Here is a 26,131-nt window from a genome sequence, read left to right on the forward strand (position 1 = left end):
AGTACCATGATAGAATTATTGGGTAAGTCTTTAGAAGAATTACAATCTATCTTTAAGACCCATAATATACAAAAGTTTCGAGCGAAACAGTTAATCGACTATATCTATCATAGATATGTGTTTGATTTTCAAGACATGACACAATTTCCAAAAGAATTGCGTCAATGGTTAAGTGATAACTGTATTATTTCTTTACCTACATTAATTACAGAGTCTGTTTCTCCAGATGGGAAGACTCGTAAAATACTCGTTGAAATGACAGATCAAAGCCGAGTAGAAGCCGTTTTGATGGAACAACATTATGGATATTCTGTATGTGTTTCTTCTCAAGTGGGCTGTGCTATGGGATGTGTATTCTGTGCTTCAACACAAGGCGGTTTATACCGTGATTTGACAGTGGCTGAAATCATAGGTCAAGTTGTTATCTTCGGGGCTCTTACTAAAGAGCAAATTCATTCTGTTGTCGTTATGGGCGCAGGTGAGCCGTTACAAAACTATGATAATGTGTTACAAGCTTTACAACTGTTACACGATCCTGTAATTTGTAATATTAGTTATCGTAAGATGACGATTTCTACCTGTGGATGGGTTCCTAACATCTATAAGCTAGCTGATGAAGGATTGCCTATAACATTAGCACTCTCATTACATGCTACAAATAATGAAGTGCGTCGTAGTATTATGCCTGTTGGGGCTCGTTATGAATTGACGGAAGTCTTAGATGCGGTAAAATATTATTATGATACGACTCAACGTCGTATTACCTTTGAGTATATCCTTATAGATTCTGTAAACGCATCTATGGAGGAGGCTCATGCTTTGGGAGAAATCTGTAAGAATTTCCCTAATTGCCATGTAAATTTAATTCCTGTTAATGGCAATGAACATATTGAATTATATAAACCATCTATTACGAATATGAATACATTTAAAGACATCGTTGCTTCCTATGGTGTATCTGTAACGGTACGTAAAGAGATGGGCGATGCGATCCAAGCCGCATGTGGACAGCTAAAAGCAGCTCACGGTCGGAAAAAGGAGAATCATGAATAATTTTGTTGGTTTAAGTAAAATTGGACTTGTGCGTCAGCGCAATGAAGATCGATTTTTTATAGACGGTCCTATTTGTGCTGTCACTGATGGCATGGGTGGCTATAGTGGTGGTGAAATTGCTAGTACCTATGCTGTTGATGAAATAAAAGAATATTTGGCCTCCCTTCAAACGGTTGGTCAACAAGACTTATGTGATGCTATTATTCATGCAAATGAACGTATAGCCAATCGCGTAGCTCATGAAGAACGTCTTGCTGGTATGGGTACTACTGCTGTTGTTACAGCTATTAATGGTAACCAATTATACTGGGCAAGTGTTGGCGATAGTCGTTTGTATGTATATAGAGATGGTCTTTTACGACAAATTACTACAGATCATTCTATGGTACAAGAATTATTAGCTGCTGGAGAGATTACAAAGGATGAAATGCTAAATCATCCTCAAAGAAACTTATTAACCCGTGCAGTCGGTGTTGATGATACTTTAGAGGTAGATAGTGGTGTAGAATCCATTCTTCCAGGTGATCGTATTTTACTTTGCACTGATGGACTATGCGGTTATGTATCAGATGATGTAATAGCTAGTGCTTTACAATCTACTGATGATGATATGAAAGTTATAGAATCATTAATGGAAACCGTATATGATGTCGGCGCAGGAGATAATGTGACCATTGTGGTGGGAACAATCTAATCTAGAAATGGAGAAATAATGAGTACTATGAATATAAAAGGTATACTTCTAGATAACCGCTACCGAATAGTTGATAAAATTGGCGTTGGTGGAATGGCTGACGTATACCTTGGAGAAGATACCTTACTAGGTAGACAAGTAGCAATTAAAGTATTGCATGCTAACTTTGCCAATGATGATGAGTTTGTTACGCGTTTTAAACGAGAAGCACAAGCTGCAGGCAAACTAAATCATCCTAATATTGTAAACATGTATGATGTAGGGTTTGATCAAGACTTACACTATATCATTATGGAATATGTAGATGGTGAAACATTAAAAGAATACATTACTCGTCATGGCAGACTATCCATAGATGAGGCTGTTAAATTCACAATTGCTATTGCTGAGGGTTTAGAGCACGCGCATACAATGGGAATAGTACATTGTGATATTAAACCACATAATGTTATTATCACTCGTACTGGTCGTGTAAAAGTTACTGACTTTGGCATCGCTCGAGCTATGAATGCTACCAATACCGTGATGTATACGAACTCTATTTTAGGGTCAGCCCATTATTTATCACCAGAACAAGCTAGTGGTAAACCTGTAGATGGAAATACTGATATTTACTCTTTAGGGGTAGTTTTATATGAAATGCTTACTGGAAGGGTTCCTTTTGAAGGGGAAACACCAATCGCAGTAGCATTAAAACATGTGCGTGAAAAAGTAGCTCCTCCAACCCGATATAATCCGTCTATTCCACCGCTTTTAGAAGCAGTAGTAATGAAGGCTCTATCTAAAAATCCTGCGGATCGTTTTGATTCTATTTCTGATATGATTAGCGATTTACGATTGTCCCAAGGATTTACAATGGGAAAAACACAACGTCATGAACCATATGACTTTGCTACACAAATGATTCCAGCTGTCGATCCTGAAGCTATGGAGGATTTCAGCACCATTGAAGAAGAGCAAAAAGATGAGGGTAAAAAGAAGAGTATGTTAAGCAAAATAGCATCGATTCCACAAAAATATATTGTTCTAGGTGCTGCTGTTATTTTCTTAGTAGCATTCTTAGGTGCCTTCTTGAGTTATGGTAACTTCTGGAGCAATACAACAGTAGATGTACCTAATGTTGTAGGTAAGCAAGTATCTGTAGCTAAAAATATTTTAGAAGATAAACATTTGCGCGTATCTACAAGTGAAGTTACAAACCCTGATGTACCAGCAGGTCAAGTTATTTCTCAGACTCCAGGGGCTGGGGAAAAGGTTAAAGAACAGCGAACAATACACCTTGTCGTTTCTAAAGGTGTTGGTGATATTACAGTACCAGACTTATCCGGTTTAACTGTAGAACAAGCACGACAACGTCTCAAAGATGTAGGTTTAGTTGTTGGTAAAGTAACTCAACAATCTGTTGATAATAAACCTGATGGCGTTATTATTGCTCAAAGTCCATCTGGTGATTCTAAAGTTTCTAAAGGCACTACAATTGATCTCGTTGTAAATAAAGCAAAAGCTAAAAAGATTCAAATGCCAAATGTTATTGGTATGACCTTAAAAGATGCGCGAGATAAATTGAGCAATGCTCATCTTGGCGTTAATCAAGTAGCTGGTTCAGTAGAAGAAAAATCTATCGTTACAGAGCAAAGCATTAAGGCTGGCGATGAAATTGATGAAGGATCTACAGTAAACTTAACGACTGAATACAAAGATGATAAAAAGAAATCTGATAAAAAGTCGGATAGTAGCAGTAATAAAACAACTGGTACTGTAGATATTACAGTTCCAGCGGGGTCTAAAAATCAAGAACTTAAAATTGTCGTAAAGGATGATGAAGGTTCTGCTGTTATTTATGATGATACAAATAAACCTGGTGATCGTATCGTTAAAAAAGTGTCTGGTGTAGGTAATGTACGTATTGAGGTTTATCTCAATGGTGCATTAGTACAAGAAACAGCATTATAAGGGGAATTATGATTACAGGCATTGTTGTCAAAAATATGAATGGTTACTTTTATGTACAAGACGATAGCGGTACTGTTCATGAATGTAAAGTTCGAGGCAGATTGAAGAAAGGTCGCTACAGTTTACTTGTTGGTGACCGTGTTACGATTTCAGAGGATGGATTCGTTGAGTCCATCCATGATCGTCATAATGCTATGGTAAGACCTGCGGTAGCTAATATAGATCAAGTTGTATTGGTTGTAGCTGCCCATGAGCCAGATGTTAATGAGTTATTGCTCAATAAAATGCTAGTTATGATTGAGCATGCAGATATCCCGATTGTATTATGTATCAACAAATGTGATTTGATGGATTCAGATACAGAAGCGATGGTAAAACTTTATCAATCTATAGGCTATGAAGTATTGATGACATCTACATATAATATGACTGGTATTGATGACTTACGTCATGTCTTGGAACATAAGGTAACTGCTTTTGCAGGTCCCTCTGGTGTTGGTAAAAGTAGTTTGTTAAACGCAGTGGATCCTAAGTTTGCATTCCAAACGGGCGAGGTTAGTGACAAAATTAAGCGTGGTAAACATACTACTCGTCATGCTTCCTTATATAGTTTGGATTCAGATTCCTTTATTATGGATACACCAGGCTTTAGTGCCATCGAGTTCAATGATGTTTCATTAGAACGGTTACCTACGTTATTCCCTGAATTTAGTGATTATGTTGATACATGTAAATTTAATCCTTGTTATCATGAACATGAACCTATTTGTGGCATAAAAGATGCTTTAGAGGCTGGCCATATTCATCAAGGACGATATGATGCATATATGTCTATACGTAATGACATAGAAAGTCAACGAAAGAGGTTTTAAAATGATTAAAATTGCACCATCTATGCTCTCTGCAAATTTTGCAACATTAAGCGAAGAAATCAAATCCATTGAATTAGCGGGAGCGGACTTATTGCATATTGATATTATGGATGGTCATTTTGTACCAAACCTAACCTTTGGTGCACCTATAGTAAAAGCAATTCGTCCTTATACACAACTACCATTTGATGTTCATTTAATGGTTACAAATCCTGGTGATTACGTAGAAGAGTTTGCAAAGATTGGTGTAGAGTATTTTACATTCCATCAAGAAACAGTGCCTCATATGCATCGATTGATTCAACATATCAAACAATGTGGTATGAAAGCAGGGGTATCGCTTAATCCAGGTACACCAGTATCTTTATTGGAGGATGTAGCAGCTGATCTTGATATGATTTTAATTATGTCCGTAAATCCTGGCTTTGGTGGTCAATCCTTTATTCCAAACGCTATTAAAAAGGTTAAACAAGCTAAAATGCTATTAGAAGAAGTAGACAATACAACTGCAGTTATTGAGGTAGATGGTGGTATTAATGATATTACTTGTGTACCGATTAAACGAGCAGGTGCTACTGTTTTAGTAGCTGGATCTGCTGTATTTGGCGCCGATGATCGGGCACAAATGATTGAGGCTATTCGAAATAACTAGTTATTATAATAATTGTTATTTTGAGGTTACTATCTTAATATTATGTGTAGTATCTAAACAGTATTATGTTTGGAAATAATAGCTACTAGAAAAGTAATTTCATAAACAAACAGAAGGATTGAGGTTTTCTTAAATAAATCCTCACTCCTTGCTTGCTTTTAGAATAATTTTTTGGTAAAATTACTGGGTATGAAAAATATGCACGTCGGTGGACTTCGGTACTGTGCCTAATTTTGGGTGACCCGAAGGATGAAGCGGCGGAGGTTAATTAACAGGAGGTGCCACAATGGCAGTAGTATCAATGAAACAATTATTAGAGGCTGGTGTACACTTTGGTCATCAGACTAGAAGATGGAACCCTAAAATGGCGAAATTCATCTTCACTGAACGCAATGGTATTTATATCATTGACTTGTCCAAAACAGTTAAAAAAGTAGAAGAAGCTTACAATTTCTTGCGTGAAGTTGCTTCCCAAGGCGAAGTAATCTTGTTCGTAGGTACTAAAAAACAAGCTCAAGAAGCTATTAAAGAAGAAGCTATCCGTGCTAACATGTTCTTCGTTAACGAACGTTGGTTGGGCGGTATGTTGACTAACTTCAAAACAATTGAAACTCGTATTAAACGTTTAAAACAATTGGAAGCTATGGCAGAAGATGGTACTTTCGAAGTATTGCCTAAAAAAGAAGTTATCGGTCTTCGTCATGAAATGGAAAAATTGGAAAAATACCTTGGTGGTATCAAAGATATGCCTAAAATGCCAGGTGCTCTTTTCGTAGTTGATCCTAAAAAAGAAAAAATCGCTATTGCAGAAGCTAAAAAATTGGGTATTCCAGTTGTTGCAACAGTTGACACTAACTGCGATCCTGATGAAGTAGAATTCCCAATCCCAGCAAATGATGACGCTATCCGCGCTGTAAAATTGTTGGCTGGTAAAATGGCAGACGCTGTTCTTGAAGGTCGTCAAGGCGAATCTTTAGACGGTGCTGAAGCTGCAGAATAATTCTGTTAAGCTACTTAATCATTTTTGATTAGCATTTGAAAGATAAATCTATAACATATATAATTAGGGTAAGGACTATATCCTTACCTTAATTAGTACTAGGAGGAACAAAATAATGGCAATTACTGCTGCTTTGGTAAAAGAATTGCGCGACATGACTGGCGCAGGTATGATGGACGCTAAAAAAGCATTGGTTGAGACTGACGGTAATATCGAAAAAGCGGTTGACCTTCTTCGTGAAAAAGGTTTGGCTGCTGCAGCTAAAAAAGCTGGTCGTATCGCAGCTGAAGGTGTAGTACAATCTTACATCCACGCTGGTGGCCGTATCGGTGTATTGGTAGAAGTTAACTGCGAAACTGACTTCGTTGCTAAAACTGATGATTTCCAAAACTTGGCACGCGATATCGCTATGCAAATCGCAGCTGTAAACCCTACATACTTGAACCGTGAAGAAGTTCCTGCTGAAGTAATCGAACACGAAAAACAAGTATTGTTGGAACAAGCTAAAGTAGAAGCTGAAGAAGACGTTAAAGCTGGCCGTAAACCAAAACCTGAAGCTGTTTTGGAAAAAATGGTTGCTGGTCGTATTGAAAAATTCTATAAAGAAAACTGCCTATTAGAACAAGTATTCATTAAAGATGGCGACAAAACTGTTACAGACATCATTAATGAAAATATTGCAAAAATCGGTGAAAACATCAACGTACGTCGTTTTGTTCGCTACGGTTTGGGCGAAGGCATTGAAAAACGGCAAGATGACTTCGTAGCTGAAGTAATGGCATCTGTTGGTAAATAATTAAGAAATAATAAGAGAACACCGTACAGTGTTCTCTTATTTTGCAATAGAGGAGTAAACACATGGCAAAGAGAAACTTTAGACGTATTGTTTTGAAGTTGAGTGGTGAAGCATTAGCGGGTGAACAAGGTTTTGGTATTAACCCTGATGTTGTTGAAGAATTTGCAAAAGAAATTGCTGCTTTAGCAAAATCCACTGATTTAGAAATCGCAATTGTTGTTGGTGGCGGTAACTTGTGGAGAGGGTTAGCTGGTAGTAACCAAGGTATGGATCGTGCTACAGCTGACTATATGGGTATGCTAGCAACAGTAATGAACTCCTTAGCATTGCAAGATGCATTAGAACAAGCAGGCGTAGACACTCGTGTTCAAACTGCTATCGAAATGCAAGAAATTGCAGAACCTTATATTCGTCGTCGTGCAATTCGTCACTTAGAGAAAAAACGTATCGTTATCTTCGGTGCAGGTCTTGGTAAACCATACTTCTCTACAGACACAACAGCTGCATTGCGCGCTGCTGAAATTGAAGCAGATGCAATTTTGATGGCGAAGAAGTTTGCTGACGGTGTATATGATTCTGATCCTAAAACGAATCCTAATGCCGTTAAATTTGATGAATTAACATATAATGATATCATCACAAAAGAATTAAAGGTTATGGATGCAACATCCACAACTTTATGTAAAGATAATAATATCCCTATTATTGTATTTAGCATGGACATTCCTGGTAACATTACAAAAGCCGCTAAAGGTGAAGAGATTGGTACCATAGTTCGAGGAGAATAATTCAAATGGAAATTAAAGAATTGTTGCAACAAGCAGAAGAACGCATGAATAAGTCTATTGAGGCTTTAAAACATGAATTTGCATCTATTCGTACAGGCCGTGCTAGTGTAGCATTGCTTGACAAAGTAATGGTTGACTATTATGGTAGCCCATCTCCAATTAACCAAGTTGCAAATATCTCCGTGCCTGAGCCGCGTATGATTGTTATTGCACCTTGGGATAAAACTATGATTGGTGCTATTGAAAAAGCAATCTTACAATCTGATCTTGGTTTAAATCCAGGTAATGATGGTGCTCAAATCCGATTGACTATTCCTCAATTGACTGAGGAACGTCGTAAAGAAATCGTTAAAGTTGTTCATAAAAAAGCTGAAGATGCTAAAGTTGCAGTACGAAATATTCGTCGTGATGTAAATGATGCATTGAAAAAAGAAGAGAAAGCTAAAACAATTACTGAAGATGATGCTAAAGACGGTTTAGATCAAATTCAAAAACTTACAGATGCTAAAATTAAGCAGATTGATGAGTTAAAAGCAGTAAAAGAAAAGGATGTATTAGAAGTATAATGTTAGATTCTAATAGCCTTATTGGAATGCCATGGCAGCTTGCAAAGTCTCGTTTGCAGGCTGCCCATATTCCTTTTAAGGTAATGATTGGGGGATCCTTTAATCGCTTTTTTGATATTGCTGATAAAGGATTTTATGTAGCACGTATTACCAAGGTTGATGAGTGTTTACATATACTAGTGTATAGACCAATGATTGCCAGCGACTTCGGAAATTCTATCGAGGTAGACTATGCTAAAGAAATTATTTAACCGTAAACCATCTGATACGCCTGTTATTGATAGTAATGTGATACCAAAACATGTTGCTATTATTATGGATGGCAATGGTCGTTGGGCAAAACGAAGAGGCATGCCACGATCAATGGGACACCGCGCAGGGGCCGACGTATTAAAGCAGATTGTTATTGCTGCAGATGAGATTGGAATTAGAGCTCTTACGGTATATGGCTTCTCCACAGAGAACTGGAAGCGTCCTGAACAGGAAGTTTCTTTACTTATGGCTCTCATAAAAGAATACTTAAATAATAATGTTAAGTATATGCATGAACATAATGTGCGTATTCGCTTTATTGGATATATCGGTGCTCTTTCAGATGAGCTTCAAAAGATTATTCACGATGCCGAATTATTAACTCAGAATAATACAGGCCTTACCTTACAGTTAGCAATAAACTATGGTGGGCGTGATGAAATAGTAAGAACTATCCGCGATATTACAAATTCTGTTGTGGATGGAACTATTACTACAGACGAGATTACAGAAGACTATGTTAGTTCCCAACTTTTCACTAAAGAGTTTAGCGATGTAGACTTGTTAATTCGTCCAAGTAGTGATTTTAGAATTAGTAACTTTTTATTGTGGCAGCTAGCTTACGCTGAATTCTGGTTTACTGATTTACATTGGCCAGATTTCACTAAGGAAACATTATTAGAGGCTGTTGCAGCATATCAAAAACGAGAACGCCGGTTTGGTGGCTTACGTGATGAGGAATAAAAAATGTTAAAAACACGTGTTATAACCGCTGTTATAGGTTTTATTATTGCCTTAGGGGCCATTACATTAGGCGGACCTGTATATGATATTCTTATTACATTATTAGCTCTATTGGGTTGGCGTGAGTTTGTTTTACTAGGTAAAGCTAAACATGTGCGTATGTCCATTTTATGGGGCTATATTAGTATTTTATTTTTGATGATTGCCTTTGCATGTCATCAGTATATTCTAGCAATAGCTATATTAGTATTGAGTTTATCAGCCAATTATATGTTATGTACATTTGGTGAAAACAAATACTCTTTAGCTAGTGTTTCATTTAGTGTATTTGGCTTATTATATGTTGGTATTGGCATGATTTCTTTGCTCATGATTCGTCATGACTCTATATACATGTCTCTATCAATGCCATTTGAATTATATAATTGGGGAACAATTACTCTTTGGCTAGTATTATTTACAACATGGGCTAGTGATACTTTTGCTTATTTTGCTGGTCGTGCCTTTGGTAAACGTAAAATTGTTCCATCTATTAGTCCTAATAAAACACTAGAAGGTTTTATTGGTGGCTTTATCGGCTGTATTATTACAGGCGCAGTATTTTCGTATATCGTAGGCATTCCATGGTGGATGGGCATTCATGTTGGTATGATTAGCGGTATACTTGCACCATTAGGTGATTTATTTGAATCAAAGATTAAACGATTATGTAATGTGAAAGATTCTGGTACTTTACTACCAGGTCATGGTGGTGTATTGGATCGTTTTGATAGCTTATTATTTGCGGCTCCTATTACATTGATATATATATTACTCTTTTCGTACTAATCTAATAGAGGTAAGCTTATGAAATACCTAAGTATTATTGGCAGTACTGGCTCAATCGGTACACAGACACTAGATGTAGTGTCTCAACATCCAGATCAATTCAAGGTGGTTGCCTTAGTGGCACATCATAATATTGACCTCTTAGAACAACAAATTAAAGAATATCAGCCATTAGTAGCCGGACTAGTTGATGAAAATGCTTTTAAAGAGCTGCAAGGCCGCTATACAGGTCCTACAAAACTTGTAGGTGGTAAGGAAGCGCTCATTGCGGCTGCTACGATTCAAGAAGCTACTATGGTTGTCACTGCAATTGTTGGTGCCGCAGGCATTGAACCAACAGTAGAGGCCATTAAAAAAGGTAAAACAATTGGTCTAGCTAATAAGGAAACCCTTGTTGCTGGTGGTCCGTTAATTACATCTTTAGCTAAAGAGTATGGCGTACAAATTTTACCTATTGATAGTGAACATAGTGCTATCTTCCAATGTTTAGAAGGTCAAGAACGCGATAATGTTGATTCCTTAATTGTCACAGCTTCAGGTGGTCCTTTACGTACTTGGGATTCTGATAAAATTAAAACTGCCACCGCTGCAGATTGCTTACGACATCCAACTTGGAACATGGGCAATAAGATTACTATCGACTCTGCATCTTTATTTAATAAGGGATTAGAAGTAATTGAAGCGCATTGGCTTTTTGGTTTTGATTTTGATCATATTGATGTTGTGGTACATCCACAAAGTATTGTTCATTCTATGATACGTATGAAAGATGGGGCTATATTAGCGCAAATGGGTAATCCAGATATGCGCGAGCCTATTCAATATGCTTTGACATATCCAAAACGTGAAGTTTTAAGTATGAATCATCTTGATTTTACTAAAGCCTTACAATTGGAGTTTTTGCCACCACGATATGATGATTTTCCTGCCCTTCGTCTTGCTTATGAAGTAGGACGAGCAAGTGGCTTTAAACCAGCCGTATTTAATGCTGCAAACGAAACAGCAGTTTATGCATTTTTAGATGATAAAATCGCCTTTGGTGATATTTACAAAGTCGTTACATCAGTTCTAGAAGCTATGGGACCTGAAGATGACTTTACGTTAGACAATTTATTAGCTATCGATAGATGGGCTCGTGAAAAGGCAACATCATTGATGGTATAGGAGTATATATGACAACGGCATTAGCCACAATATTTGTATTTGGTTTAATCGTGTTTATTCATGAGTTAGGCCATTTTATTACAGCAAAAATGTCGGGTATGCAAGTAGACGAATTCGCCATAGGTTTTGGACCTGCGATTTTTAAAGTTCAAAAAGGGGAAACCTTATATTCTATTCGTATCATTCCTCTTGGTGGCTTTAATCGTATTGCTGGCATGAGTCCTGACGAGCCGTTAAATGAACGGTCATTTTATACTAAACCTGCATGGAAGAAATTTATTGTTATTTCTGCAGGGGCTGTATTTAATTTTTTATTGGCCATTGTTTTATTCTTTGGCCTCAATGCAACAGTAGGTAATCTTACCTATACAAATGATCCTGTTATTGGTAATATCATCCCTGGTAGTGCCGCTGAACAAGCTCATTTACAATTAAATGATAGAATACTTACTATTGATGGTAAAAAGATTTCAACGTGGGATGAAATCCGTCCTAGCTTACAGGGTACTGCTAATCATGGTGTTACTGTTGTGGTAGATCGAGACGGAGAAACTGTAGAAACTACAGTGATTCCAAAAATGGAACAAGATAGTCCTAAAATTGGTATTTATCCTAGTTTTACACGAGAAAGTTATAGCATAGGCGAGTCTTTGAGTCTAGCTGTTACTCGTACTGGTCAAACAATTGTTGCTATGTTAAGTGGTTTGTATGATATGATTCGCGGCACACAAGCTGCAGAATTATCCGGCCCAGTAGGTATTTCACAAATGGCTGGCACTATTGCACAATCTGGCTTTGCACCACTTTTGAGCTTTGCTGCATTCTTAAGTATTAACTTAGGGGTTATCAATCTTTTACCATTACCTGTATTAGATGGTGGTCATTTAATTATTATTTTGGCTGAAGCCATTACAGGTCGTAAATTACCTGCTAAGGCACTAATGTATATTCAAATGGTTGGTGTTGCTTTAATGGTAGCATTATTCTTATATGTAACGACTCAGGATATATTCCGATTACTATAAGATAGATGGGAGATTACAATGATTGTACGTAAACCAACAAATGGTATCTATGTAGGTACAGTTAAAATTGGTGATTATGCACCGGTAAGCATTCAATCTATGATTACTACAGATCCGGTTCATACGGAAAAGGCTATAGCTGAAATAAATCGTTTAGCTGAGGCTGGTTGTGAACTAGTACGTGTTGCAGTTCCTACTATGGCTTCTGCTAAAGCTTTAAAAGCAGTTCGTGCTGGTATTGATATTCCTTTAATTGCTGATATTCATTTCGACTATAAATTAGCGTTAGAAGCTATCGAGAATAATGTTGATGGATTGCGTATTAATCCAGGAAACATCGGCGGTGAGGATAAGGTATTGGCTGTTATTGAAAAAGCTAAACCTAAACAAATTCCGATTCGTATTGGCGTTAATGCAGGGTCTTTACCAAAGCATATCCTCGATGCACATGGAGGTCATCCTACAGCTGATGGCATGGTAGAAACTGCATTAGAACATGTCCGAATTCTCGAAAAGCTCGACTACCGTCAAATGAAATTATCTATTAAAGCAACGGAAGTTTCTTTAATGGTAGAAGCCTATCGTAAGTTATCCGATAAGATTCCTTATCCATTGCATTTAGGTGTTACTGAAGCTGGTACGATAAAACAAGGTACTATTAAGTCTGCTATGGGCATTGGTGCTTTATTATTAGACGGTATCGGTGATACTTTACGTGTATCCTTAACAGGTGATCCCATACATGAAATTGAAGTAGGTCGAAGTATTTTGAGTAATTTAGGATTACGAAACTTTGGAGCTACAATGATTTCCTGTCCTACTTGCGGTCGATGCCAAGTGAACTTATTTGATATGGCAGGGATTGTAGAGGAACGTTTAGCATCCATTAAAGCACCTATTAAAGTAGCTGTTATGGGTTGTGTCGTAAATGGGCCTGGTGAGGCTCGTGAGGCTGATTTCGGCATTGCTGGTGGTAATGGACAAGGTATTGTCTTCCGTAAAGGGGAAGTTATCAAGACTGTGCCAGAAGCTGAATTAGTAGATACATTATTTAGAGAAATTGATCAATATTTAGAAAACTTAGATGAGGAGTCTTTATGTTAGCCACTAAATTATATGCACCTACATTGCGTGAGGTTCCATCTGACGCTGATGTAGTTAGCCAACAGCTTATGCTTCGCGCTGGTTTTATGCGCAAAACTGCAAATGGTTTATATAGCTTTTTACCATTAGGTTGGAGAAGTATCAAAAAAATCGAAGCTATTGTACGTGAAGAAATGGATCGTGCTAGTGCTCAAGAAATCATGATGCCTATCTTACAACCTGCTGAAATTTGGAAAGAATCTGGCCGTTGGAATGCATATGGCGCTGAAATGATGCGTATTAATGATCGTCATGATAATGAATTCTGTTTAGGACCAACTCATGAAGAGATGATTACTACACTTGTTAAAAATGAGATCAATTCATATCGTCAATTACCAGTAAATTTATATCAAATTCAAAGTAAATTCCGTGATGAACGTCGTCCGCGTTATGGTTTAATGCGCAGTCGCGAATTCATTATGAAAGATGCATACTCTTTTGATGTGGATGAAGCTGGTTTAGATGAATCTTATAAATCTATGTATGATGCATATACACGAATTTTCACGCGTTGTGGTCTTACATTCCGTCCTGTAGAAGCTGACAGCGGTGCTATCGGTGGTAGTGGCACACATGAGTTTATGGCAATCGCAGAAGCTGGTGAAGCTGATATTGTGTATTGCACAAAATGTGACTATGCTGCCAATATTGAAATTGGTAAACCTGGTATTATGAAACAGGAAGAAGAAGCACTTCAAGAGTTATCTGTTGTGGACACTCCAAATGCAAGTACTATTGAAGCTGTTGCAGAAATGCTTAATTTACCATTACATAAAACGATTAAAGCTGTAGTATTTTCTATTGATGGTAAAGTTGTGTTAGCTATTGTTCGCGGTGACCATGAAGTAAATGAAGTAGCAGTGCAACATGCTGTACTTGGTTCCGTAGAGCCTGAAATGGCTACACCAGAAGAATTGGAAAAAGTAGGTTTAACAGCTGGCTTTATAAGTCCAGTTGGGTTAAAACAAACAGAAGAGTTTGCCATAGTAGTAGATGAATCTGTTATGGAAACGTACAATGTTTGTGGTGGTGCCAATAAGAAAGATGCACACTATATTAACATCAATCCAAAACGTGACTTTAATGTAGAAGATATTATTGTCGCACCGATTCGTTTGATTACAGCTGACGATGTTTGCCCAACTTGCGGTGGTGCTCTAGAACATGCTAAAGGTATTGAAGTAGGCCAAGTATTTAAATTGGGTACAAAATACTCAGAGGCATTACAAGCTACATTCTTAGATCAAAATGGTCGTCCTAATCCAATGATTATGGGTTGTTATGGTATTGGTATATCTCGTACATTAGCTGCTGCTATTGAGCAGTATCACGATGAAAATGGTATTATTTGGCCACGTTCTATTGCTCCATTTGAAGCCGTTATCGTTCCTATTAATGCAAAAGACGAAGCTTTGATGTCTACAAGTCAAACAATTTATACTGCATTACAAGATGCAGGTGTAGATGTGTTACTTGATGATCGTAAGGATCGAGCTGGTGTAAAATTCAAAGATGCTGATTTAATTGGCTATCCACTTCGTATTACAGTAAGTAAAAATACACTTGAAAATAATGAAGTAGAAATTCAAATCCGTAAGTCTGGTGAAGCGATTACATGTGCAATCGATTCTGTAGCGACTAAGGTTACTGAATTACTTCAAGATTTATAATTAAATTGCGATTCTAGTGAATACTCATTAGGGTCGCAATTTTTCTATCTCATCTTGAATAAATTAGCTAAATCAGTCATAATTAAAAGATAGGATAATTGTAATGGGAGGTGCTCTATGCTTGTTGATTTTCACATGCATTCTATCTATTCTGATGGAGTTAAAAGTCCAGAAGAATTATTACGTCATGCTTTAGATTGTAATCTATCTATGATGGCTTTAACTGATCATGACGAAATTGATGGCATAAAAGCATTGCGTGCCGCTCAAAAGCAATTAGATCCGGAAAAAACTATTAAAATTATTAATGGTTGTGAATTTAGTGCTGACTATAAAGATAAATCTATTCATATTCTGGGATATCGTTTTGATGAAACAAATCAAGAATTAAAAGACTTTATTCAATATTTTAAAGCAAAACGAGAAGAACGGATTGATGAGATTATCAAACGTTGTAATAATGCTGGATATGTTATATCGAAAGATGACTTACTTAAAAAATTTCCTAAGACGCAAGCTTATGGGCGTCCACATATTGGACAGTTATTAATTGATGGTGGTTATGCTAAGGATATTAATGAGGTATTCAAAGGTATTCTTCGAAAAGATAGCCCATGCTATGTACCTAAGGTAAAGGTTGAGGTTCCGCATATTATTGATATTATTCATAAAGCTGGTGGCCTTGCCGTTATGGCCCATCCTAAACTAGTAACTAGTGATGAATATGTAGTAGAAATGTTAGCCTATGATTTTGATGGTATGGAGGTTTACCATACTAAACATAACGATGATGATGTGAAACGATATAAAGCATTAGCTAAAGAACATAACTTGTTTATTACAGGTGGTTCTGATTATCATGGTATTCCAGGTAAAGCACCAGATCAATTTGGCGATTACTTGGTATCCGCTGAAAATGTATCAGAATTTATTAGTTTGTTATAAATAATGAGGTTGACTATGGAAGTCGTTGCATTTGTAGGTAGTAGTGGCACTGGTAAAAGCCATCGTGCGCTCGTAGTTGCTCATGAAAATAATATTGAATGTATCATCGATGATGGCATTTTAATTCATGATAATAAGATTGTAGCTGGCTTTTCTGCAAAGAAAGAATCTAGCCGATTAAAAGCTGTTCGTCGTGCTATTTTCCAAGATGAAGTACAAGTAAAATCAGTGCGTGAACAATTAGATAAAATTAATCCTAATAAGCTTATGATTATTGGTACATCCGATAATATGGTAAAGAAAATTACGAAAGCATTAGGCTTGCAAGATCCAGATCGATATATTCGCATTGAAGATGTAGCTACACCTAAAGAAATTGAAAAAGCACAACATGCTCGTCTTAAAGAAGGTAAACATATTATTCCAGTTCCAACAATGGAATTGAAACCTCACTTTAGAGGGTATTTGATTGATCCAATTAAAACCATGTGGCGTCGACGTACATTGAAAAAACAAGATCAAGATACATTGGGGCAAATTGGTTCAGAAGGATTTGAACGTTCTGTGGTTCGTCCTGCTTTCAGTTATTATGGACGACTTACCTTCGATGATGATGTAATTATCAAATTGATTCGCAATGGCTTAAAAAAAGTTGTTGGTGTTGATGAATCAAGTGTTATTTCTTTCAAAAAGAGTGACAAAGGCCAAAATGGTTTAGTTGTAGATATGGCTGTTGTTATTGAACATGGTTATCCTGTTAAACCATTGATGCAACAGGTACAAAAGTCCGTTCGAAATGAAATTGAGTATATTACAGGCATGTCTATTGAACGTATGTCTATAAAAGTTAAGAATATTATAGAAACAAAACGTAAGATTGTTAAAGTATAGGAGTTAGAATGAAGTCTTATTATATTTACACCTATGGTTGTCAAATGAATACTGCTGATTCTGAGCGCTTATCGCATCAGTTAGAATCTGTAGGCTATACACCTACAGAGGACGTAGAAACTGCAGATTTAATTTTATTAAATACTTGTGCAGTGCGTGAGAATGCAGAAACTAAAGTCTATGGCCGCATAGGTGAGCTAATGAGACTGAAGAGAATAAACAAAAACTTGATTCTTGCTGTTACAGGTTGTATGGCTCAGAAGAATCAAGCGGAAATGTTTAAACGGGCTCCACATATTGATATTGTCTTAGGTACTCATAATATTCAACATATTAATGAAATGATTGAAGAGGTTCAACGCGGTCATACACATCAAATCAATGTGGATATGGATAATTCTGTACTACCTGAATTGGAAGCGAAACCTAATGGCACCTTTTATGCATGGGTACCTATTATGAATGGTTGCAATAAGTTCTGTACCTATTGTATTGTTCCTCACGTTCGTGGTAGAGAGATAAGTCGTCCTGTAGAAGCCATTGTAAAAGAGGTTACTGAACTAGGTGCAAAAGGGTTTAAAGAAATCACGTTATTGGGACAAAATGTAAACTCTTACGGTTTAGATTTCAAAGATGGTACTGATTTTGGTACATTAGTTGATGCCCTCGATGGTATTCCAGGAATTGAACGTATTCGCTATATGACAAGTCATCCTCAAGATATGACTAAATCTATGATAGATGCACTTGGGCGTTCCTCTAATATCGTTACCCATTTACATTTACCAATTCAATCAGGTTCAGACCGTATTTTGAAGAAAATGAACCGTCATTATACGGTAGAACATTACAAAGAATTACTTTCTTACTGTCGTGAGAAGATTAAAGATGTAGTAGTTACTACAGATATTATCGTAGGTTTTCCAGGGGAAACAGAGGAAGATTTCCAAGCTACATTACAATTGTTAAAAGATGTACGCTATGATATGGCTTATACATTCATTTATTCTAAACGTTCTGGAACGCCAGCAGCGACTATGGATGATCAAGTTCCAGAAGAGGTTAAACGTGTACGTTTACAAACATTGATGGATGTGCAAAATGAAATCTCTTATAAACTAAATAAACCTATGGAAGGGCAAGTGTTTGATATTATTGTAGAGGGGCCAAGTCCTCGTGATGAAGATATGTGGTTTGGTCGCACATCGGGCAATAAAATGGTATTATTCCCGAAAGACGACTCTTTATCAATTGGCGAAATCGTACCAGTCTATATTGATAAAGCACAAACTTGGGTTTGCTACGGTACAATACAAAAGGGGTAAGTATGGCAAAAAAGCAAACACCTATGATGGAGCAGTATTTAGATATTAAGTCTAGATATTCTGAAGAATTACTGTTCTTTCGTTTAGGTGACTTTTATGAATTATTTAATGATGATGCATTAATTGCATCTCGTGAACTTAATATAACCTTAACCGGTCGCCCAACAGGAGATGAGGAACGCACACCGATGTGTGGCGTTCCTTTTCATGCTGCTGAAAGCTATATAGAAACTTTGGTAAAAAAAGGCTATAAGGTTGCTATATGTGAACAATTAGAAGACCCTAAAGCCGTTAAGGGCATCGTTAAGCGTGACGTTATTAAGGTCATTACACCAGGGACTGTAATGACTGAAAATGGTAATGATGCACGGTCAAATAACTTTTTATCGTTATTTTATATGGTAAAAGATGCATGGATACTTGTATTTTCTGATGTATCTACAGGGGAAGTTATTTGGCATCGCATTACTGATTGTGAAAAACGAAGCGATATGTTTGATGCTCTCAGCATGTATCGTCCAAGTGAAATTATATTGCCTGAGGGAACAGTATTACCGCAAGATATAAAAGACTTTATGGATAATCAATTCAGTAATATTGTATTATCTCCATTTAGTACATATCATACACAGCGCGAAGTAGCGGAAAAGGCTGTTACTCACTTTGGTGATCTAGGTCTCATGGAAGAGGATGTATGGGAAGCTTTGGGCTATATGCTCTTATATTTAGAGGATATCATTAAGTCTGAAATTTCTCACATTAACTATGTTCATCAATTGAGTGTCGGAAATCGTTTGATTTTAGATACATCTTCTTTGCGTCATTTAGAGATTACTCATAACTTACGTGATGGTGGTCAAAAAGGTACATTACTTGATGTACTTGATCGTACATTGACACCAATGGGCGCACGTTTATTAAAACAATGGCTCGAAAGTCCATTGACGGATGTTAATCAAATTCAGCGTAGACAAGCAGCTGTAGCAGAACTGATTACACGTGGTGCAGAACGTTCCCATATCCGTAGCTTACTGGACTGCATTTATGATTTTGAGCGTATTGTAGGACGTGTAGAAACTGGATCTGTGTCCCCAAGGGACTTAACAGCACTTCGTGAATCATTAGCTGTTTTGCCAGATATTAAAAATGTATTAAGCACATGTGCGAGCTTATCATTAACTTCTATCAATGATCGTATTCAAGATCATAAAGATATATATGACCTATTATGTCGTGCTATTGCTGAACAGCCTGCACTGACATTAAAAGAAGGTCGAGTTATTAAAGATGGTTTTAATCCGGATTTAGATGAACTACGTTCATTGGCTACGAATAGCGAACAATGGCTAGCCAAGATGGAAGCTGATATTAAAGAGGCTACCGGTTTATCTAAAATTAAAACTGGCTATAATAAGGTGTTTGGTTACTATTTCGAAGTATCTCATAGTAAATCTGAACAAGTACCGGATTATTTTATTCGAAAACAAACATTAGCCAATGCAGAGCGTTATATTACACCGGAATTAAAAGAGTTTGAAATCAAAATTCTCAGCGCTAAAGACAAGATAATCGCCTTAGAACATGAACTATATCAACAATTACGAAATGATATTAAACTCGTTATAAAAGATGTACAAGAGACAGCTCGTGCTCTTGCTGAGCTTGATGTATTAGCTTCCTTAGCACTTGTAGGCTATGAAGAGAATTATATTTGTCCTACCATTGTAATGAATGGACAAATTAATATTCGCGATGGTCGTCATCCTGTTATTGAAAAATTCTTAAAACGTGAGGTCTTTGTACCGAATGATATCGTTTTAAATCATGATGATGAGGAGTTCTTGCTCATTACAGGACCTAACATGGCGGGTAAATCAACGTATATGCGTCAAGCGGCAATTTTAATGATTATGGCTCAAATCGGCTCTTTCATTCCTGCTCGGGAGGCATCTATTTCACCTGTAGATCGTATCTTTACGCGCGTAGGTGCAAGTGATGATATTTCTACTGGTCAAAGTACGTTCATGGTAGAAATGAAAGAGGTAGCATATATATTAGAAAATGCCACACACAATAGCTTGATTATTCTCGACGAAATTGGTCGTGGTACGAGTACCTTTGATGGATTGAGTATCGCCCAAGCTGTAGTAGAGCATATTTGCAAGCATATTCATGGCAAAACATTATTTGCTACACATTACCATGAGTTAATCTGTTTAGAAGAAAGCTATAGTAAATTAAAAAATTATACTGTAGCAGTAAAAGAAAAAGGTAAGGATGTGGCCTTCTTGCGCCGTATTATTAGAGGTGGTGCAGACCGTAGCTATGGTATTCATGTAGCTAGATTGGCAGGCTTACCGAATTCTGTATTAAAAAGAGCAGAAGTAATTTTGGAATCCTTGGAAGATCAAAGTCATGATGCTAGTGATTTAAATAATCGTGTGATTGGCGGTCAACCTACTAATGTGGTTAAACCAACCACTAAACAAGTGAGTGATTCTCCACTAGGTAACTTATTTACTCATTCAGTAGTTGATAGCTTACTGGAAGTGGATGTAATGAGCATGACACCTATTGAAGCATTAAATAAATTATATGAACTACAAGAGGAGGCTCGTAAAGGAGGCGGGAAATAATGGCTACCATTCATGTATTGGATGAAACCACAATCAATAAGATAGCTGCTGGTGAAGTCGTTGAGCGCCCTGCATCAGTCATTAAAGAGCTCATTGAAAACTCTATCGATGCTTCTGCTACTAATATAGAGGTAGAAATTGGAGATGGTGGTGTGGCGTATATGCGCATTACCGATAATGGCATTGGTATGACTGAAGAGGATGCGCGGTTAGCAATCCTACGACATGCAACATCTAAAATTCAACATGTAGAGGATTTATTTGATATTGCATCCCTCGGCTTCCGTGGTGAAGCATTAGCTAGTATTGCCTCTGTATCTCATTTTTCCTTGACTACACGCAAAGCAGATTCTGATTTAGGGACTCGTATTACCGTAGACGGTGGTACTTTTACCGATTGTATTCCTTACGGTGCTGCACCTGGTACGACAATTGAAATTAGAGATCTGTTCTATAATACGCCAGCTCGTCGTAAATTCTTGAAAACAGAACGTACAGAATCGTCTAAGATTCAAGATATTGTGGGGAAATTAGCCCTTAGTAATCCACACATTTCCTTTAAGCTCATCGTAGATGATCGGGTAGCTATCATTACACCTGGTAATGGTAACATCGGAGATACGGTAGCTGCACTATATGGCTATAAAACTAAGGATGATATTTTTTCTGTTGCTTATGAAAGTGACTCTATCTATATCGATGGTGTAGTGAGTAAACCTACACTTCTTAAAAGTACGAGAATATGGCAGACTATTATCGTTAATAACCGCGTTATTTCTGATAAAACTATAATGAAGGCTATCGATAATGCATACCATGCACTATTGCCTAAAAATGGTCATCCTTTAGTAGTTCTAAATATTACTGTTCCTGCTGAGATGGTTGATATTAATGTGCATCCTCGCAAGAGTGAAGTAAAATTCTCTGATGATAAGATTATATTTAAAGCCGTTTATCATGGTATTTTAAATGCTTTAAATAATCCTCTCCATGAGCGATATGAACGCGAATCATCTTCTTATATAAATGGTACAGTCACTAATGGAGTTGACTTCAATAGTAACAATAGGGATAGTAATAGTAATTCATCTTCCGCTGGCAATAGTACGTATGATTCGTATAGAGCACCTTCTGTGGTACAAGATGAGATGCAGTCTGCTGAACATATAGCAACAGCGGTTGATTTTGATAAGGTCTTTGGTGGACGACGTACAAAAGGGTACGAAGTCATGCGTAGTGAAACTACGCAGTTTGTAGAGAACCTTAAAACTAAAGGGTACACACCACCTGCGCCTAAGGCGACGTATGAACAGTCTTCCTTTACAGATGAAAGTTTTGATGCTGTACCTACAGAATATACTAGTTATACAAAAGAGGACGTCGAGAGATTTAAGTCCTTATCTCAAGATATTCGGAAAGATAATACAGAAGAACGTACGATTCAAAACTCTGGATTCTTACCAATGGGACAAGTTGCGTCTTGTTATATTTTGGCTAAAAAGGGTGATGATCTCTACATTATAGATCAACATGCGGCCCATGAACGTGTGCGTTATGATAAGCTTTGTAAGTCCTCTGAAGCAATTCCTATGCAATCTATACTAGTTCCTCAATATAGTGAGGCCACTGATGATGAAATGAATTTGGTAGAGGAAGAACGAGAAACATTACTTGATCTTGGCTTTGATGTAGAGTTAGGTGGTCCTACGAAAATAAAATTAGTAGGGGCGCCTGTAGATTTAGTAGAGTCAAAGGCTTTTGAAATTCTCCAATATGTATTTTCTTACTTACATGAACATCAACAGCCTACTAAGGCTCAGTCACGTCATGAAATGCTAGCGTATGCATCTTGTAGAGGGGCCATTAAGGCAGGTCATAATTTAAATATGTATCAAATGACTACCTTAATTGAGGATCTCTTTAGTACTGAGAAACCGTACGTATGTCCTCATGGCCGTCCAACGATAATCAAGTTTACACCTGATGAATTAGGTAAATTATTCTTACGGTCTTAATATGAATATACTAACCACATCTCAAAAATCTAATGAGGTCATTCAGGAGGAAGCCAAAGCATTGGCTTCCTCTATGCATATGACCTATATAAAACGAGGAAAATCATCTATACCGGCATTATTTAGAGAATATCAATGTGAATATATTGCGGTTCTTTCAGGCTCTGGATTAACTATCCACTTTCCTGAAAACAAAAAACATAGCTTTCATCTTTCCATGGCACAACTACGTATATTACGTATAGAACGTGGTGAAGGAGATCATCTAGTTAATGCTGTTCAAACTATTCTGGATAAAAAAGGCATACTTGATGGACAGCAGTTTACATTTCTCGACTCTACTATAGGCCTAGCTAGTGATAGCATTATTGTTAGTTATGCTTTTCCTAATGTAGAGATACAAGGATTAGAAGGTTCGTTTCCTATATGGCTTGCTACTTCCTATGGATTGGCTCATTATATTCATAGTGAGGATAGTGTAACAAATGCGTTACGACGTATTCAGGTACAACATGCGACCTATGAAAACTATTTACCTAACCTATCAGATAATAGTGTAGATATTATTTATTTTGATCCCATGTTTGAAGTGCCTGTAGAGGGAAGTCCACAATTTAAGCCGCTTCGTGGTCATACTGTAGAAAGTCATATTGATGATATAATTATGTCGCAAGCTATGCGCATTGCTAGATATGGTGTTATTATAAAAGAACGACCCTTTAGTTCGGTCTTTCAAAAGTATCCACCTCATCAATGGGTGGGGGGAAAGTATAGCCGCATAGGCTATGGTGTATATATGAAGGAGTTATTGTGAATCCCTTAATTACCATCGTTGGACCTACGGCGGTAGGCAAAACTGATCTTACCTTGGAATTAGCTGAACAACTTAATGCTGAGGTTATTTCTGGTGATGCTTACCAAGTATATAAACAACTCAATATTGGTACCGCTAAACCATCGATGGATGAACTTAATCGGGTGAAACATCATCTCATCGATATACTAGAACCAAATGATTCATATTCGGTATCTATATTCCAAGACCAGGCAAAAGAGATTATCGCTAAATTAAAAGATCGAAATACTCTTCCTATTTTATCTGGTGGCACAGGACTGTATGTTCAATCATTACTAGAAAACTATAACTTTAATGATGTTAAGCCTGATGAAAAATTACGAGCAGAACTTGATGAGCTTTATAATACAAAAGGTATTGAAGGTTTACGAGACTATGCTTTCACATTAGGCAAAGAACATAATATAGAGATACAATATAATGACAAACATCGTTTGTATCGGGCTATTGAGGTATTGCATCATGGTGATGTAGATTCATTACGTAATCAAACAAAAGATGGTGTATCTTATAAAGGACCTGTTATAGGTCTTATGAGAGACCGTGATAAGTTATATGAACGCATTAATTTACGCGTTGATATGATGTTTGATATAGGTTTGATTGAAGAAGTAGAGCAACTTCTTAAATCTGGAGTAAATCCAGATTGCCAAGCTTTTAAGGGGATTGGTTATAAAGAGGTTGTAGACTATATAAATGGCACTATTAACCTTGATGAATGTAGAGATTTGATCAAGAAAAATACTCGTCACTTCGCAAAGCGACAAATCACTTGGTATAAGCGCATGCCATATATTGAATGGATACATATTGATAGCAATACATCTAAAGATTTTATATTTAATAAAGCTATGGATTTAATCCGTAGAGAAGGATTAGTATGACATTAGAAGAAATACGTAGTAAAGCCCTTGAGATGGCTGAATCAGAATTTAAAAAATTTGAACCTATTGCATTGGCCAATACTAAAAAGGTATTGGAAGCCTTTAAAGAATGCCAAGTATCTGATTATCATTTTACTGGTACAACTGGTTATGGTTATAACGATGTAGGGCGTGAAAAATTAGACGAAGTATTTGCCTATGTATTTAAAGGTGAAAAGGCTATCGTTCGACCTCACTTCGTATCTGGTACACATGCATTAGCAACTACATTAATTTCTTTAATGGGAAATGGGGCTAAAGGTAAAGAATTTATCTATGCAGTAGGGGCTCCTTACGATACAATGCAATCCGTTATTGGTGCTGCTCGTGAAGTACGTAGTTCTTTAGTAGAAAAAGGGTTTACCTATACTGAGGTGCCTTTAAAAGATAATACCTATGATGTGGAGGCCATTGCTAACGCTGTGAATGATAATACGCGAGTAGTAGTCATTCAACGTTCTCGCGGCTATAGTACGCGTGAACCATTATCTATTGCCGATATTAAGATCATTGTAGATGCCGTAAAAGCTAAAAATCCTAACACCATTTGTTTTGTAGATAATTGCTATGGCGAATTTACAGAGTTACAAGAACCATTAGAAGCTGGTGCCGATATTATGGCGGGCTCTCTCATTAAGAATGCAGGGGGCGGTTTAGCGCCAACAGGTGGCTATATCGTAGGTCGTGAAGACTTAGTTGAAGATGCAGCGTACCAACTCACTGCTCCAGGACTTGGTGATCATATGGGTTCTTATGCGCCTGGTTACCGCTTATTCTTCCAAGGCTTATTTATGGCTCCTCACGTAGTATTACAAGCTCTTAAAGGGGCTGTATATACAGCTGCAGTAGGTGAACTGTTAGGATATGATGTATTCCCAAAAGTAAATGCTGATCGCTACGATTTAATCCAAGCTATCAATCTAAAGAATGGGGAAGAAATGGAGCACTTCTGCGTAGGTATGCAAGCATATTCTCCTGTAGATGCTCACGTACATCCAATCCCTGGCGATATGCCTGGGTACGAAGATAAAATTATCATGGCAGGTGGTACCTTTGTACAAGGTTCATCTATTGAATTAAGTGCAGATGGTCCTGTTCGTCCTCCATATACGATTTTTATGCAAGGTGGCCTAGTATTTGAGCATTCTATGCTCGGTATTCTAGGAGCCGCTGAAGAGCTTTTAAAACATAGATAATTATTTGAATCCCTTTTGTTATAAGAAAGGGATTCTTTTTATTTCAAATCTTTTCAATATACCTAATTCTAGGCTATAATATAAGTTGCTATAATTTCATAGCAATACTACTCGGACTTTTACACCGAACTAGTGTTTTAC

Annotated in this window: 24 protein-coding genes; all 24 read left to right on the forward strand. The window is 37.1% G+C overall.

The window, feature by feature from the left end; translation table 11 throughout:
* The first annotated feature begins 6 nt into the window (after nt 1–6).
* On the forward strand, nt 7–1,053 hold the full coding sequence (rlmN, locus tag VRHSUH10_RS01270; protein WP_105089142.1) for a 23S rRNA (adenine(2503)-C(2))-methyltransferase RlmN: 1,047 nt from the start codon (nt 7–9) through the stop codon (nt 1,051–1,053).
* Nucleotides 1,046–1,747: a Stp1/IreP family PP2C-type Ser/Thr phosphatase gene (locus VRHSUH10_RS01275; RefSeq protein ID WP_105089143.1), complete on the forward strand. Its 702-nt coding sequence runs from the start codon at nt 1,046–1,048 to the stop codon at nt 1,745–1,747. The genes rlmN and VRHSUH10_RS01275 overlap by 8 nt, the downstream gene beginning before the upstream one ends.
* 27 nt (nt 1,748–1,774) lie before the next feature.
* On the forward strand, nt 1,775–3,700 hold the full coding sequence (gene pknB, locus VRHSUH10_RS01280) for a Stk1 family PASTA domain-containing Ser/Thr kinase (protein ID WP_105089541.1): 1,926 nt from the start codon (nt 1,775–1,777) through the stop codon (nt 3,698–3,700).
* Between the two features lie 8 nt (nt 3,701–3,708).
* Nucleotides 3,709–4,572: a ribosome small subunit-dependent GTPase A gene (gene rsgA, locus VRHSUH10_RS01285; RefSeq protein WP_105089144.1), complete on the forward strand. Its 864-nt coding sequence runs from the start codon at nt 3,709–3,711 to the stop codon at nt 4,570–4,572.
* Between the two features lies 1 nt (nt 4,573).
* On the forward strand, nt 4,574–5,224 hold the full coding sequence (gene rpe, locus VRHSUH10_RS01290) for a ribulose-phosphate 3-epimerase (RefSeq protein WP_105089145.1): 651 nt from the start codon (nt 4,574–4,576) through the stop codon (nt 5,222–5,224).
* A 286-nt stretch (nt 5,225–5,510) separates the two neighbouring features.
* Nucleotides 5,511–6,224, forward strand: coding sequence for a 30S ribosomal protein S2 (gene rpsB, locus VRHSUH10_RS01295; protein WP_005386735.1), 714 nt, complete (start codon nt 5,511–5,513; stop codon nt 6,222–6,224).
* 115 nt (nt 6,225–6,339) lie between these two features.
* The gene (gene tsf, locus VRHSUH10_RS01300) at nt 6,340–7,020 is read left to right on the forward strand and encodes a translation elongation factor Ts (protein WP_105089146.1); all 681 of its coding nucleotides are present in this window, start codon (nt 6,340–6,342) and stop codon (nt 7,018–7,020) included.
* Between the two features lie 62 nt (nt 7,021–7,082).
* A complete protein-coding gene (pyrH, locus tag VRHSUH10_RS01305; RefSeq protein ID WP_024066541.1) occupies nt 7,083–7,808 on the forward strand; it encodes a UMP kinase in 726 nt (241 codons plus the stop codon).
* A 5-nt stretch (nt 7,809–7,813) separates the two neighbouring features.
* Nucleotides 7,814–8,374 (forward strand): ribosome recycling factor, encoded by a 561-nt coding sequence (gene frr / locus VRHSUH10_RS01310; protein ID WP_005386731.1) that lies wholly within the window; start codon nt 7,814–7,816, stop codon nt 8,372–8,374.
* A complete protein-coding gene (locus VRHSUH10_RS01315) occupies nt 8,374–8,625 on the forward strand; it encodes a hypothetical protein (RefSeq protein WP_005386730.1) in 252 nt (83 codons plus the stop codon). The genes frr and VRHSUH10_RS01315 overlap by 1 nt, the downstream gene beginning before the upstream one ends.
* Nucleotides 8,606–9,370: an isoprenyl transferase gene (locus tag VRHSUH10_RS01320; RefSeq protein ID WP_005386729.1), complete on the forward strand. Its 765-nt coding sequence runs from the start codon at nt 8,606–8,608 to the stop codon at nt 9,368–9,370. Before VRHSUH10_RS01315 ends, VRHSUH10_RS01320 begins: the two co-directional genes overlap by 20 nt.
* 3 nt (nt 9,371–9,373) lie before the next feature.
* Entirely contained in the window at nt 9,374–10,198 is an 825-nt protein-coding gene (locus VRHSUH10_RS01325; RefSeq protein ID WP_005386723.1) for a phosphatidate cytidylyltransferase, read from the forward strand.
* An 18-nt stretch (nt 10,199–10,216) separates the two neighbouring features.
* Entirely contained in the window at nt 10,217–11,362 is a 1,146-nt protein-coding gene (locus VRHSUH10_RS01330; protein WP_105089147.1) for a 1-deoxy-D-xylulose-5-phosphate reductoisomerase, read from the forward strand.
* Between the two features lie 8 nt (nt 11,363–11,370).
* The gene (gene rseP, locus VRHSUH10_RS01335; protein ID WP_105089148.1) at nt 11,371–12,387 is read left to right on the forward strand and encodes an RIP metalloprotease RseP; all 1,017 of its coding nucleotides are present in this window, start codon (nt 11,371–11,373) and stop codon (nt 12,385–12,387) included.
* Nucleotides 12,388–12,405: 18 nt separating this feature from the next.
* Nucleotides 12,406–13,491, forward strand: a complete 1,086-nt coding sequence (ispG, locus tag VRHSUH10_RS01340; protein ID WP_105089149.1) for a flavodoxin-dependent (E)-4-hydroxy-3-methylbut-2-enyl-diphosphate synthase — start codon at nt 12,406–12,408, stop codon at nt 13,489–13,491.
* Nucleotides 13,485–15,203 carry a proline--tRNA ligase gene (locus VRHSUH10_RS01345; protein ID WP_105089150.1) on the forward strand — a complete coding sequence of 573 codons (1,719 nt, stop codon included), beginning with the start codon at nt 13,485–13,487 and terminating at the stop codon, nt 15,201–15,203. The genes ispG and VRHSUH10_RS01345 overlap by 7 nt, the downstream gene beginning before the upstream one ends.
* Nucleotides 15,204–15,320: 117 nt before the next feature.
* Nucleotides 15,321–16,148, forward strand: coding sequence for a PHP domain-containing protein (locus tag VRHSUH10_RS01350; RefSeq protein WP_105089151.1), 828 nt, complete (start codon nt 15,321–15,323; stop codon nt 16,146–16,148).
* A gap of 15 nt (nt 16,149–16,163) precedes the next feature.
* Nucleotides 16,164–17,039 carry an Asp23/Gls24 family envelope stress response protein gene (locus VRHSUH10_RS01355; RefSeq protein ID WP_105089152.1) on the forward strand — a complete coding sequence of 292 codons (876 nt, stop codon included), beginning with the start codon at nt 16,164–16,166 and terminating at the stop codon, nt 17,037–17,039.
* Nucleotides 17,040–17,047: 8 nt separating this feature from the next.
* Nucleotides 17,048–18,364 carry a tRNA (N6-isopentenyl adenosine(37)-C2)-methylthiotransferase MiaB gene (gene miaB, locus VRHSUH10_RS01360; RefSeq protein ID WP_105089153.1) on the forward strand — a complete coding sequence of 439 codons (1,317 nt, stop codon included), beginning with the start codon at nt 17,048–17,050 and terminating at the stop codon, nt 18,362–18,364.
* 2 nt (nt 18,365–18,366) lie between these two features.
* Nucleotides 18,367–21,000 (forward strand): DNA mismatch repair protein MutS, encoded by a 2,634-nt coding sequence (gene mutS / locus VRHSUH10_RS01365; RefSeq protein ID WP_105089154.1) that lies wholly within the window; start codon nt 18,367–18,369, stop codon nt 20,998–21,000.
* On the forward strand, nt 21,000–23,015 hold the full coding sequence (gene mutL, locus VRHSUH10_RS01370) for a DNA mismatch repair endonuclease MutL (protein WP_105089155.1): 2,016 nt from the start codon (nt 21,000–21,002) through the stop codon (nt 23,013–23,015). Before mutS ends, mutL begins: the two co-directional genes overlap by 1 nt.
* A gap of 1 nt (nt 23,016) precedes the next feature.
* Complete coding sequence (locus VRHSUH10_RS01375) at nt 23,017–23,829, forward strand: class I SAM-dependent methyltransferase (RefSeq protein ID WP_105089156.1); 813 nt, start codon at nt 23,017–23,019, stop codon at nt 23,827–23,829.
* Nucleotides 23,826–24,755, forward strand: a complete 930-nt coding sequence (miaA, locus tag VRHSUH10_RS01380; RefSeq protein WP_105089157.1) for a tRNA (adenosine(37)-N6)-dimethylallyltransferase MiaA — start codon at nt 23,826–23,828, stop codon at nt 24,753–24,755. Before VRHSUH10_RS01375 ends, miaA begins: the two co-directional genes overlap by 4 nt.
* On the forward strand, nt 24,752–25,990 hold the full coding sequence (locus VRHSUH10_RS01385; RefSeq protein ID WP_105089158.1) for a methionine gamma-lyase family protein: 1,239 nt from the start codon (nt 24,752–24,754) through the stop codon (nt 25,988–25,990). Before miaA ends, VRHSUH10_RS01385 begins: the two co-directional genes overlap by 4 nt.
* Nucleotides 25,991–26,131 lie beyond the last annotated feature (141 nt).

Origin of the sequence: Veillonella sp. T11011-6 (assembly GCF_002959755.1) — a bacterium.
Classification (GTDB): domain Bacteria; phylum Bacillota; class Negativicutes; order Veillonellales; family Veillonellaceae; genus Veillonella.